We start from the raw sequence: 12,462 nt of genomic DNA on the forward strand, positions 1-12,462 counted from the left end.
AAGCAACCCTCATCAGGGCAAACCGCGCTCTTTCCTTGTCTGAGAACCATTTGCGGCTTTTGCTCCTTCAGGCGTCAACTTCACGCTATACCAGGTGTAATTCTGCTTTACGCAATCACTGCAAAAATCAACGAGACCATTTCTAAAGAGGACGGGAAGCGACGGGCAGTTGACTCTGCGCGTACCGTTGTCCTCATCTCCACGCCTTCCATCGCCCTGTAGAAAGTATCTGGTGCCGCTTTTCATTCGGCGCAGCGTATAGACTTGCGCGTCTGTTAATCTGATTTTCTGTGTCATGACTCATCCTTTTTAGCAGCCAGGCAGGCTTCCTTCAGTACCCACTCCACGGCATCTTTCCAGGCTCCCGTTTCTACTGACGGATTTTCACGTTTAACCTGTTCATAAAAATCTACAGCTTTAATCAATGCATCCGGCACTACCGGCACTACCGGCGCTGGCTTAGCGTGGCGAAAGAGCGGGATATCTCCCGCCTCATGGTTCTGTTTGCCCCAAATCAGAGAGGTTTCTCGGCCCATGGCAATATGATGAAGGTTTCGTTCGTCGGTAAACACTACCGGCTCGCCGTCCATTGCGGCCAGCGCCATCCGGGCCACTCTCTTAAGAATCTCGATGTCGGCGAGCCCAAGTGTATAACCAGCTTTTAGATCAAATACAGCCTGAATATTTTCGTCTCTACTCATGCATCCGCCTAAAAAATCTAAGTCCAAGTGATTCCAGCAGGGGGAGAACCTGGTTTTTGTTATAAACCGGATAATAGTGGTTAGCTGCCTACTTATTTATAACTTCCGTACCACCACCCGTCCCCGCCATCAGTCAGGGATATTCGGCACTTTCCCACTGCATTAAATACGCTAACCGAGCAACTGAATACGCCCTGTCTTTGAGTTACCATCACTCCGTTCTCGTACTCGCCAAGACGGATAGTTTTATTATCCTCATCAATCTGAATGTCTATTTTGGTTCCGCGCAGTCCAGTGTCCTTAGTAATAAGCCCACCAGTAGCACCAGATTTTGTCTTTCTAAACGAAACGAACTTAGAACCTGGCACTCTTCCGCTACTCTTTGGTATTGTTCCCAGTTGAGATATGAATGCCATCTATTCAACCTCCATCTTGATGCCAGCGGCGGCCAGCAAAACGGCCTCTACTACCTCCATGGAAGGTGTACCCTCCCAGCATTCGCATTGGTCATCGTACCCTATCTCGTTCTGAACTTTGCTGATAAATTCCGGATCAATTTTCCAACCCGGGTCAGAATCTTTAGGTTTCGGCAGCTTCACGGTGCGGGACTCCAGCTCGGCAATCTTTCTCTGCTGCTTTAATAGCGTCAGCTGGAGAATGACTAACTGGTCTCGTGCCACTTCATTCTCGGTTTGTATGTTCTCCAGCGCCTCTAGAATGCAACTGTCTGGATTTACCGGAGCATTGCCAGCCAGCATACGGATAATAGCGGAACCGCGTGCGGCATATTCAGTAATGGATACGTCAGAGCCAGTGTCCACATCGTCGATCTCAAACCGTAAATCTACTGTGTCGCTATCGATATCAGCAGCCTCAAAACCACCGATAAGCTCTAGTACGGCGGCTACATGCTCGACCTCATCTGGCACGACCTGTTCTCGACGCTCGACCTCGGTTCTCCAGCCGTGATACCACATAAATGCGCAGTACGCGGCAACGTCGCGGGGGTCACCTTTGGCGATATGCTCGTGGAAAGCTGTCTGGCACTCAATTTCCCAATTTGCGTATGACCAGTTATCTGAGTGGCCGTACTTGAGTTGCGCCTTATAAAGCTTTTCAGCCAGCTCGGTGCAGAATTCGGTCACGAGCTTTTGCGTATTTGGGTGAAGCCCGGATGGAACTGACGGGATACATTTGCCGTTCAGCTTTGCCACTTCATCAATACATCGGTTCCAGACGTCGACGCCTGTGCTTAATTCATGCGCATTTATGCGATCATTCGACATCTTAGGGGGGAGCTTAATGCCCACCGGTTCGCGACCTGTTGCAGCCTTGCGACGTTGCTGTAGCTCTGCCAGAAAGGCTTTAGCATCACTGAAAATTTCAAAATTCTCTCTGTCTGCCGGGTCACTGTAATGTTCTTCCATCGCAACAAAGTAATCACTGATGGTGGAGAGGCGTTCGTCTGTTAATGGTAATTTAGTGGTCATTTGTTAAGTCCTCACCCAACCTTTAGAAGTGCTACGGATATTTCCGGCTTTACGTAGAGCCTGAAGCCGACGATCGAGGATGCGAAATGGCTCGCTTTTTCCTTCTTTCATGGCAATTTTTTTGCATTCGGCCGGGATGTCGTCGTGGGAAAACAAGAGGTGAAAAGGGATCGGGGTAACACCGATTTTTTCCATGATTATTCTGTCAAGCTCGGTATATTTTTTCATTGTCTGTTTTACTCTGGCTTTAAATTTTCTAAGCAGAACTGAGTAAGAACCGTGGCCTTCTCACCCGTGATTCGATACCGGTATGGTCTCCCATAAGAGTCAATCGTGTCGCCAAGTGCGTACCAGTCGTCAGTATAGGAACACGATTCGAATTTCCGCCCATCGCCCCCGGTAACATAACGATGGCGACGGGTAATCCCCCTGTGAGTACAACAACCGCCCTGCCAGCAGGTCGCGCCAGCTGGGATAAAATCGCGCTTAGCCATTACTCTTCATCCTCTGGTACAGGAACCACTTCTATCAGGTAACCAGCAGCACATTTAAACTCTTCACCACCAGCCAAATATAAAGTTACGTCGTGGTCGTCAAAGTCGGTTTCAATTACCTTTAATATCAGACCATTAACATTAACAAAGTCACCGGCATCAATGTGCACCGCCACAATCATGCCAGGTTTGTTCCCGTCGACACAAATTGCCTCAGCGTTCATGCCAGATGCTCGGTCCTGGCTCTCAACTTCGGCTGGAATTAACAGCCCTGACTCCAGTTCTTGGTTTCTCTTTTCCAACTCGGCAATGCGCTGGAACATCTGCGTACGCTCAGCGAAACTGTTAATGGCTTTACGCTCCCAACCGTCGCTTTGCTCACGTAAAGTTGCAATCAGAAAAAGCGCTTCGGCTAATTCCTTAGGTTTTGGTGGGTTAGATTCCAGTTCTCTGATTCGAGCAGACATGGCATCGCCACACGCTTCCGCATTTTCTTCCAGAGTTGGGGGATCGCACTCAATTCCATCAAATGGTCTGACTCCCCGGATACATGCTGTGGTTACGACTCCAGCCATTACTGAATGCGCCTTCTTCTGCGACTCCACCAGCGTAGTAATATATTTAAGTAAGACGCGTGCGTATTGAGTAGAGGGAGTTGGGTATTCGCTGATCTGCTTCAGCTGTGCCAACGCAGCAATGATTTCATCATGTGTCAGTTCGGTGTTATCAGGCATCTCTGTCCTCTGCGATAATTTCTGAGATCAAACGATCAACGACCCACTCGTTCAAGTTGTGAACTGAAGGGAAGCGTTTATATCTCCCACCCCTGCTATTTCTTTGCCCACGCTGAGCATTCCATCGCCGGAGAACACCGTTGTTAATCTTTGGAGGGAGGACATTGTTATCTTTACGCATCGGGGTAGTCCTTGTATTGGTCAATCTGGTCAGCGGGATGCTCGTCAAATTCAGAAACATGCTGGGTTAAACGATGCTGTTCGCGTTGCTTTGGGGGGAGGTAGCAACGACATTTCTTGAAGCATTCATGCGGAGTATTAACGTCATTAAAAGCGAACATTGCCAGCTCCGTTTTTAATTTGCTGAATATGGTTAAAAAACTGTTCCCTGGTGCGGCAGTTAAGTGCAGGTTTGAAAGCCAGATTGAGTACTTCGTCACAGCAGCCGTCAACAATATACAATGCGATTTTGGTTGCAAGTCGGGCCTTTGCCTCAAAGAGTTTCATATTGCGGCAAGCTCGGGGGATATACTCCGCAATTTGTAATACTGCCTTTTCTGTCTGCATTAACATATCTGTCAGCCCTAATTTAGGGGCTTACAAGCCCCGTAATTATCGGTGGTGCCCACCGCCATTATCAGGCGGTTTGTTCTTTCTGCCCTGCGGTCTTCTCACCGGCATTCAGCAGGTCATCCGGTAAAACAGCTACCAGGGAGCCCTGGCTCCATGAGACCGCTGCGCTTTCTTTGATCGCTTTATTCAACGCCTCAACCGCCACCTGGACAGCTTCAGGGATAAAGCTTATCTCACCATCTTCGGGTAGAATTTCTTCGCAATGTTGCAGGATATCAAACTGATCTATATGGTTTGGAAGACAGATAACCAGTTGCAGATCACCGGGTAAAACGTCATGGTCACGGCAATAATCCTCCAGCGACTCGGCATCAAAAAAATAGGTATCCGTATCGAAAATCACCAACGGTTCGCCGCGCCAGGCCACCCGCTTCATTTCTGCAAACTTAGCCTGGCGATCTTCTTTTCTGCATGATTCACAATAACTGTTAGAAGGGTATGCAGGATGTTGTTCCGGATGTTTTCCACATTTGCGGTGCGTTGAACCACTCCAGCGGGCCTGATGTTCGTTATCTCCCCAGAAACGCCCCTGACGATCGACCCATCCCGTTAATGTTTGAATACTGGCTGCTTCGTCACTGTCCATCATGACGACTTTTGGAGAATGGCTATTCATTATTTTTTCCTTTTTTGTCAACTAATTAAATAATTAAGTTAGTTAATTTTTAACTTCAGGTATTGGTTTTATGGATTCGAGGACAAGGCGGCGGCGGGTTCTTTCACCAAAATGGCGTATGCCGTTATCCTTGCGATAACATTCAGTTTTATTGACCACCCACATGGTCGGTGTTTCATGAAATTTCTTTGTTACCTCGCCGTCTTTGGTAATCACGATGCCAGTATGAGTTTTTTGGACAGCCATTAAATTCTCCCTTCACCCGGAAATGACTATTCATCAAACCAGGATACATTTTTAAATCGCCTTATCAAGCCCCTGTTTTTTTTCAGGCAGGTGACAAGCTCTACGGTGAATTTGATTTTATCATTATGATTTTTTCAAAACGACAATTAACGGGACAGAAATGGAGTTATCTTGTAATTTCTGGATAAGATCTAATTAGAAGAACGGCTGTCCAGAAGCTGGTGGACAGCCAATTGATTTCTCTGATTGTTCATAAGCGTTAAGCAAGAAAGTAACTTTTTGTGAGTCAGATAACCCGGAGGTTATACTTTACTTTCCAGTCGAAATATTCTGAACCTTCAATTAACGGCGTGAGGTTTACGACATTCTCAGCAAGCCCATTCATAACCAGCACTCGTTCAATGCCGGAAAACCAGTCATCTACGGTGTCCACTGGGAACCAGAGATTATTATTGCTACCGCTGAGTAGCTTATGATTGCAGAAATGAATAGCTCTGCCCTGCTTTGTCACACAACCGGTCACAATGACTTCGCGTCCACCAGCAATAGCGGTTGATGTTGAAACCTGAGGAGCTGAACTGCACCCGTTAAGCATATCCATTAATGACTCCTTTTTTTTCTGTACTGCCAATTATATATGGGCCCCTTCCCTATAGGTTAAGGAGCCCTGGTAATGAGTAGTTACCATTCCCACGCCATCAGACCATCAACGATATCTGCGTCACGGTCAAAATGAACACATTCGTACCCAGCATTAATCACTTTTTCGATATTTTCAATTGTAGGCCAGGAGATACCATCGTCTCGTAAAAGCTGTTTCCACCCCGGATTTTCAACGCTGGTCCGAATAATATAACCATATTCGTTTACGTGGATCCAGCTACGTCCACTATCTGTTCGGGGATTATAACTGGCATCAGTTAATAACTCAGTATCTTCTTTAGCAATGTGCGCGGTGCTGATAACAGCAGTGGTGTAACTTTCTTTAATTTGAATTCCCATATCAGGATTCCTTAATAATGAATTTTGTATGATTAAATAGTTGGAATTTACTTTCATACTCTGGGTGGGAGAGCGCCGGGGTATCGGCTTGCAATAATTTCATTAATTTTTTCAACGAGGTCAGGGCGTGTGAAAGTCACATGAGCTGAACCTTTCCAGAAAGATTTAATAGTGAACCACTCGCAGGTAAACACACCGTTTAACGTATAACTGTTTAAGTTGATAAAATCCCTGTACTGGCACCCTTCTGCTATCCGTGAATCTGGCACGTTTTTCTTGTCGATGAGGCAGAAAGCACGGGCGAGATCGTTAATCCAGTTCTGCGCATTAGTCCTGACCGAAGCGTATCGGGTTGGTGAGACATTTATGGATAAAACACCTTCGAGGATAATTTTCTTGCCCAGACGGCAAGGATTATTTGTTTTGTAGTCCCAGGACAGCTTACGGAAAACATCAATAATACCTGTAACAAACGTTTCATTTTTTGTTGCATTAAGATGCTGAAACGTACTGATGACATTGTCCAGGGTGACTTCCGGACAATCTTTGCTGTATACCTGAGCAGTCCATTTGTCATGTTGATCACCACTCATCAACGTAAACATACCTGTCTGGGTCATCAAGCGTTGCCAGATAGATCTATCAACGCTACGAGCCACCCGGCGTCGAACCGCCTCTATCTCATGTTCTTTAAGGCAACGCCTACCGGTCGAAATAATCTCATCTAGCCCCGTGAACCAGTCCTTTTCAGCCGCAGCAGCGAACAGTCGCTCCGCTTCCCTGAGTTTATCTAAACCTTCCATAAATGCCGCAATACCTGCTGCACGTTGAGCAATAATTAAATCAATAGCAACAGAAGGTATAATACCGCCTGCGTTCTCTGATGAATTTAACTCAGCGGTCAATGTATTTTCTAAGGACATATGAACTCCCGGGTAGATAAGGCAAGCATTAAAACTATTCTTCGTTGAAACCAGGATACCTTTTTTTTTCGTCCCATCAACCCCCATTTTTAAAAAACCAATAAAAAAGTTACTTTCTTAGATCTTGAGGTGTTGGGGCAGAAAGTCATGAGTTTATAATGCCCCACTGTTTACATAAGATGCAAATAAGGGAGAAAAATTAAGTCAAAATCACTCAGTGATTTTAATCAAAATTGGAATGGGGTTAACCCCCCATAGCAACCATCATTGCGTAGTCGTCTTTTCCTGATTGTGTTTCAAGTTTAGGTCATAAGTTGTATGGGGTTTTTAAATTGGCATTTCATGAAAAGGAAAGCCCCTCAATAAAATCGGAGCTTTTTGAATTAATTCAGATGCAAATTTTAGAACTTAATTGAGGAAGCCTGTCGATGAAAAAACTATACTTAGCGAGTCTTTCTGATTCCAGAGTATGCAAAAGCAATGTCTCTGTCCTGAACAGTAGAACATTATTCTCCCATACATCATGCTGCAATTTATTAACCGCTTCGCCTGTTCGGTATGATTCCATCATAGGTTGTATTTTAACTGGTGCGATTTTGTGATAAGAGGGATGGAGTCTTGGCTTCAATTCATCCAGACCAATATTTAACCCTATGTGTTGTGAAATAAGGTCAAATTCACTGTCCAGCACAATCGTTTTAATATGGTGCTGAACAACACCAATGTTATCAATAACCCATTTATATTCCGTTGTAAATTGGCTGAGTTGTTTGTCATATTCAAGAAGTAGCCCAACCATGGCTTTCCGATTATTTTTCATGCCAACATAAAGCCGTTTATTTGGATACGGTCTTCCGCATGAAAGTCCATCATCCTTAATCTCGAATTTCAGTTCCGGGATCGTCACTGATTCTAGTCGGCATTTATTTGAAATGATGTGGTATAGTGTTGGTACAAGATGCAGATACATGATTCCCTCCAAATCGTGAATACCTAACTTAGTTTATTCAACCCAGAAATGGGTTATTGATACGCGGTCTCCCCTCAGTATGTGTTTTAAATTTTTCTCGTGAAAAGTCCGGTAATGCTCAATGTTCGATTCGCAAAATGCTTCTAGTTCCTGCTCGGTCAGTCGAGGTGAATAAATCAGAACAGTTTCGCTTTCATCATCCGCAAACTGCTCTGTGCCATCTGGATACATAAGCCGTGGGACTCCCCCAATAAGCATTTCTACCTCAGTAATAAATGGGGTTTTATCTTCTGCATTGATGTTTAAAAAGACGACTCGGTCATTCATTGAGTTTCCCCTGTAATCAGAAATATAATATTTTGTATGTATCCGCACTGAACCTCACGTTCAGGAACAACGGCGTATAACCAGGCTCTATGGTATGTTCATCAAAGGAAAGCCCTCGTGCAATATTTTCCCTAATATTTCTTTTTATCTGTTTTATAAACTTTGACTTTAAAAATAACTCTTGCGACATATCCACCTGTGAAAGCGGTATGGAATAAATATTCTTTGAATGTCGGTAACCATCGAAATCATTAAAGCACAGATTTATACTAATAACTTCAGGACTAGAAGCCCTGACTTTAAACGCTAAATCATATGCAGATTTTTTATCTGAATCTTTGATTTTAATAAATGAAGAATCATGGTAATTTTCCGGCAATACCGTAACGATACATCCTGATGTTATGTCCCTGATTAGTACGTACCAACGTTCATCCAGTCGACTATAAATCAGAATGTGTTTTTTTAATATTCCGGGTTTGGAACCCAGATCCACATATTCCCTTTTGTCGATCATGTCAGTGAGTACATGCAGGGGAAGTCGTGAACGCTGCATAAGTCTGAGTCTGGCGTGATCTGTTATTCCTGTGTATGCCATATCTCCTCCTCATCTAATTATTTGTAAGGATTTTAATTATTTATCCAGGATTTTTAATCACCCCCACTGCATCCTGAATCTGACGAGTCCGAATAACTGCAATCTGATCCATTGTTTATGATACTTTCCGAATGATTGATTCCTGTAGATGAGAAATTAATGTTATGGCTAATCAGTGAAGAATCACTATCATTCTGTTTATACCGGTTAGTCTGTGATTGACCAGCGATGGGTATTTGTTTTTCGTTTTTGTTTATCTTTTCCGGAACCAAATCGGCTTTAGGGGTCGCGAAAAAATACCAGCTGAATGCAACCCCCCATGCGACCATTGCATAATAGAACAGCCACGGCCAGGTTCTTAACAAATAGCCTCCGTGATAGGCCAGAAGCAAGATACATCCTCCCCCTGACAAAACAAGTTTCCGAAACAGCATAAACACCTCTATGGAAAAGTTACTTTTCCGGTTTCCGTTCGGTCAATGAATGGTATCCACGGCAGCGGCGTTATCGTATTTTGCGCCGTCAATGACCGTTACCATAGGCTCGGCAATAGCCACTACGTCATCGTCAATACCGCCGCAACGACACACTGCCTCGATGATCGCCAGAATCTCATTCAAAGTCAGAGGGTCATCAATTTTCACCTCCGTAATGTCTTTTTTAATAATTGCATTACGGGCAGTACCATGGCTTTTCTGGTTAAACAGCCATGCAACGTGTGTCGTAAGTTCCTGTTCGTCGTGCCCGGATTCGTCACTATTTGAGTCGTCAACGAAAAGGCCGATTTGATTTTCAATCCCGGCACACAGGCAGATCGCATTTGTCAGCTCCAGGAGCTGATTAAGCGTCGGTGTACAGAGAAGCTCAATTGATGATGTGGCACGGGCTTTAATCGCGCTGGTTACGGTGTCATGATGTTTTTTACTGTAAAACGACACTGTCATGTTGCTCATACAGAGGCTCCTTTTATGTTATTCCGTCAACTGACTGAATGGCCTGGACGTTATTACCGGAACAGGCCAGTTCAGGAAAAGATTTACTCACCGGCTGTTTTGCCTTCCTGAGGTTCATCTTTCGACGTTTTTTTTCTCAGCCAGAAACGGCCTGCAAAGAAGGCCACCGCCAGCATGGCGTATACCTGCCAGTAAGGCCAGTCGGAAAGGAAATAGCCCATGTGGTAGGAGAGGATCAGCAGCCCGATGAAGGGTACCAGTAATGCATCGCGTGTGATTTTTTTCATATCTACCTCAAAAAGTGACTTTTATTCGTTAATGTGTAAGTGGCTTAGCGTGATACTACCCTTTTCTACCCTCTCCTAGTCGCAGTTCACCCCCACAACAAAAATGACCAGTCCGGTGGTGTCAGTAAGTCCGCTCAGGCAAGTCTGGTCTGTAGTTAACGCTCTGAGATTGGATTCCGTCGCATCCAGTGGATACAGTGGCTGCGTCAGCAGAAGAACATTTTCATCCGAGCAGGTTAAACCTAGATTCATAACGAATGACTGATAATTCAGCCGTACCCGTTTCTGCACCTCATCGTCTGCAAGGCTAAAATAATCGAGCGTGCCTGGCTCAAATCCCTCGCTGGCAATGAGTTCCAGATCCCCTTGTACCTGTGACTGAGGTATGATCTGCAAAGGCTTTATTGCTGCACGAAACTGGTTACAACTGTGACCTCCACATTGTTCTTCACCCAGAAACCAGTCCGGTGAGGGTGAATAAGGAACGGTGATCGTTGAGGCCAGAACCAAACCCGGGTAGTGGTCATAAGGACAAAACCAGGGAGTAAAATGCTTCTCCGAAATATTGGCAATATTCCTCCCGAACAGAATCGGTGCGATAGACGTTTTCATTAATCAGCCCTGCCCTTCATTCTTTATAAATTATCAAATCTGATTTCATCTGCATGTCTGCAACAGCACTCATGAAATGCGCTGATGCAAACCAGCATGCACAGAAAGTTTATCCCGATACACAATGGCGTTTCAGAATTAAGAGGGTGAATTTGCATTTGAATTAAAATTATTTTCCCGAATACCGGGTTCATCGCTGCTTCTGTTAACCTGATACTGATACTGGCGACGGGCAGCAGAGGAGTAGGAGATGTAGGTGTGACCACATTGTCTGCATTGACACACATACCCCGACCCTTTATTTGCGATCACTGATACATCTTCCCATCCGTTATAGTCCAGCCCGTCTCTGTAGCGGTGCCAGTTTCCTGCATAGCAGGGGACACAGCGCAGGCTTCGCTTTCTTCGGCAACTTCCACGACCACCCATATGCAATAAAACCCTCTTCTGTATTCGTGTCTGGCAGCAACAATTATACAGATTAAAACCCTGTGTAAAGCCCTTATTTGAATAATAGAGGAAAAAAATTCTTTTATTTCATAAACATTCAGTGATTATGCAAAGGAGGGGGATAAAATGTCTAAGGGCGTTTCGCGTTAATTTCGTGGTTTACTCTTCCTTGAAAATTAACTACGAGGCTTTCTGCTTTCCGCCACCAGAACTAATGTGCGGAGTTATGTTTTTCCCTTCTTAACTATGGATTAATGTCGTTAATTTTCGACTGAGCAATTACGTAAATCACTATTGCGCACGCTCCAAGGCCTACAGATTCGCTAAAGTCGCGGGAAGAAACAAAATACACCAGAGAAGCAGTAAGCACCTGTGTAACGAGCGCTCCGGCAAAGTACACGAACACTCCCCGGTTAAGGGTCAACAGTGCCACCAGTGCTGGCGAAAAAATAAAAACGAATAATGTACCGATGACGTTAACAACGTCTGGAAAGTGACTTTTAAGCATGCACAGCAAAGTCAAAAACAACAGAACAGGAATCCCCACAACAAGGATATCCCTAAGTGGAATTTCTTTGATATTAATCATTCTGTTACCTCATATCTATTTTAATGTTTCGGCTACTCATTATAGGCATGGGCTAAATGCATATCTATGTCTTTAACGCTGTAAAGGCCTTTTCCAGGATATTTATTATTTCCCCAATCGGACAAAAACCGGCGACGGTCATATCCAGACACTGTATATTCATACAGCCTTGATATGAAATGACATTTTATTGCTTACATCACGAAAAAACGTTCCTTAATCCCGAAAAATCATTTCAGCACATTGTAAAATTGTTCAACCTGTGATGAGCAACGGCATTCCGGTGCTTCAGCTGGTGGGATAGTTTGTAAAGTTACTTTTGATTGCGATAAGCCTTGAGTGATCACTTGAGGCCAGGACAAGCCAGACGTACGAGAGAAGGAGCAATCTTGGCCTCCGGTGCCTTGCTCTGTCCAGTCTCTCATTTATATGTTCGTCCGGATGCACGACGAAACAGGATCAGCTGCTCTGACAGGGCTTATCACCAAAAGTAACTTTTTTTCCAAGTAAAGTGGTGGGCGATTGAGTCTCTAAAGCGCGCTGTCTGGAAAACTTTGGTGAGTTTCAAAACAGGACAGCACATCGGGCAATTTAAGTTTGAAAAGTTACTTTTAGTAAGGGAGTACCGCCGTACGAGTATCAATACCAATTAAAGCTCGCTGAACGTTAAAGGTTTAGGCCTGAGGCTAGTTCCGCACACATCTGTTATCAGATTGCCTGTTCAGTAGAACAATGCCTCTGATCCATTTCGTCATCGTTCATACGTACGAACGATGACTTTTTGGCGTTGCGCTAGTGTTAGCGGAAACTGTATTTAGAAGACAGTATGAGTTTAGG

18 protein-coding genes are annotated in these 12,462 nt (G+C 44.6%); all 18 read right to left on the bottom strand.

Annotation, left to right across the window (positions count from 1 at the left end; translation table 11 throughout):
- Positions 1 to 12: 12 nt before the first annotated feature.
- The 18 genes from CE636_RS00725 to CE636_RS00820 all read right to left on the bottom strand — a co-directional run bounded on the left by CE636_RS00725 (position 13) and on the right by CE636_RS00820 (position 11,625).
- Positions 13 to 297: a hypothetical protein gene (locus CE636_RS00725; protein WP_017900702.1), complete on the bottom strand. Its 285-nt coding sequence runs from the start codon at positions 295 to 297 to the stop codon at positions 13 to 15.
- Positions 294 to 701: a hypothetical protein gene (locus tag CE636_RS00730; RefSeq protein WP_017900703.1), complete on the bottom strand. Its 408-nt coding sequence runs from the start codon at positions 699 to 701 to the stop codon at positions 294 to 296. Before CE636_RS00730 ends, CE636_RS00725 begins: the two co-directional genes overlap by 4 nt.
- Before the next feature lie 416 nt (positions 702 to 1,117).
- Entirely contained in the window at positions 1,118 to 2,191 is a 1,074-nt protein-coding gene (locus tag CE636_RS00740; protein ID WP_017900705.1) for a hypothetical protein, read from the bottom strand.
- Between the two features lie 3 nt (positions 2,192 to 2,194).
- The gene (locus CE636_RS00745) at positions 2,195 to 2,419 is read right to left on the bottom strand and encodes a hypothetical protein (protein ID WP_014839970.1); all 225 of its coding nucleotides are present in this window, start codon (positions 2,417 to 2,419) and stop codon (positions 2,195 to 2,197) included.
- A gap of 265 nt (positions 2,420 to 2,684) precedes the next feature.
- Entirely contained in the window at positions 2,685 to 3,419 is a 735-nt protein-coding gene (locus tag CE636_RS00750) for a hypothetical protein (RefSeq protein WP_017900706.1), read from the bottom strand.
- Between the two features lie 327 nt (positions 3,420 to 3,746).
- Entirely contained in the window at positions 3,747 to 3,992 is a 246-nt protein-coding gene (locus CE636_RS00760) for a hypothetical protein (RefSeq protein WP_014839969.1), read from the bottom strand.
- A gap of 64 nt (positions 3,993 to 4,056) precedes the next feature.
- A complete protein-coding gene (locus CE636_RS00765) occupies positions 4,057 to 4,668 on the bottom strand; it encodes a hypothetical protein (protein WP_025999286.1) in 612 nt (203 codons plus the stop codon).
- Positions 4,669 to 4,710: 42 nt separating this feature from the next.
- Positions 4,711 to 4,914 (bottom strand): hypothetical protein, encoded by a 204-nt coding sequence (locus CE636_RS00770; RefSeq protein WP_014839968.1) that lies wholly within the window; start codon positions 4,912 to 4,914, stop codon positions 4,711 to 4,713.
- Positions 4,915 to 5,200: 286 nt separating this feature from the next.
- Positions 5,201 to 5,515, bottom strand: coding sequence for a hypothetical protein (locus tag CE636_RS00775; protein ID WP_017900709.1), 315 nt, complete (start codon positions 5,513 to 5,515; stop codon positions 5,201 to 5,203).
- 80 nt (positions 5,516 to 5,595) lie between these two features.
- The gene (locus tag CE636_RS00780; RefSeq protein ID WP_014839967.1) at positions 5,596 to 5,916 is read right to left on the bottom strand and encodes a hypothetical protein; all 321 of its coding nucleotides are present in this window, start codon (positions 5,914 to 5,916) and stop codon (positions 5,596 to 5,598) included.
- Positions 5,917 to 5,969: 53 nt separating this feature from the next.
- Positions 5,970 to 6,839: a DUF4942 domain-containing protein gene (locus CE636_RS00785; RefSeq protein WP_014839966.1), complete on the bottom strand. Its 870-nt coding sequence runs from the start codon at positions 6,837 to 6,839 to the stop codon at positions 5,970 to 5,972.
- 388 nt (positions 6,840 to 7,227) lie between these two features.
- A complete protein-coding gene (locus CE636_RS00790) occupies positions 7,228 to 7,809 on the bottom strand; it encodes a DUF6012 family protein (RefSeq protein ID WP_025999287.1) in 582 nt (193 codons plus the stop codon).
- A gap of 33 nt (positions 7,810 to 7,842) precedes the next feature.
- Positions 7,843 to 8,136, bottom strand: a complete 294-nt coding sequence (locus CE636_RS00795; RefSeq protein WP_017900712.1) for a hypothetical protein — start codon at positions 8,134 to 8,136, stop codon at positions 7,843 to 7,845.
- Positions 8,137 to 8,152: 16 nt separating this feature from the next.
- The gene (locus CE636_RS00800) at positions 8,153 to 8,734 is read right to left on the bottom strand and encodes a hypothetical protein (RefSeq protein WP_017900713.1); all 582 of its coding nucleotides are present in this window, start codon (positions 8,732 to 8,734) and stop codon (positions 8,153 to 8,155) included.
- A gap of 476 nt (positions 8,735 to 9,210) precedes the next feature.
- On the bottom strand, positions 9,211 to 9,687 hold the full coding sequence (locus tag CE636_RS00805; RefSeq protein ID WP_017900714.1) for a hypothetical protein: 477 nt from the start codon (positions 9,685 to 9,687) through the stop codon (positions 9,211 to 9,213).
- Positions 9,688 to 9,770: 83 nt separating this feature from the next.
- Positions 9,771 to 9,974: a hypothetical protein gene (locus CE636_RS00810; RefSeq protein WP_017900715.1), complete on the bottom strand. Its 204-nt coding sequence runs from the start codon at positions 9,972 to 9,974 to the stop codon at positions 9,771 to 9,773.
- A gap of 75 nt (positions 9,975 to 10,049) precedes the next feature.
- Positions 10,050 to 10,586, bottom strand: coding sequence for a hypothetical protein (locus tag CE636_RS00815; RefSeq protein WP_014839965.1), 537 nt, complete (start codon positions 10,584 to 10,586; stop codon positions 10,050 to 10,052).
- A 694-nt stretch (positions 10,587 to 11,280) separates the two neighbouring features.
- Positions 11,281 to 11,625: a hypothetical protein gene (locus tag CE636_RS00820; protein ID WP_017900716.1), complete on the bottom strand. Its 345-nt coding sequence runs from the start codon at positions 11,623 to 11,625 to the stop codon at positions 11,281 to 11,283.
- Positions 11,626 to 12,462 lie beyond the last annotated feature (837 nt).

Source organism: Klebsiella sp. LY (assembly GCF_004010915.1).
Lineage (GTDB): Bacteria > Pseudomonadota > Gammaproteobacteria > Enterobacterales > Enterobacteriaceae > Klebsiella > Klebsiella quasipneumoniae.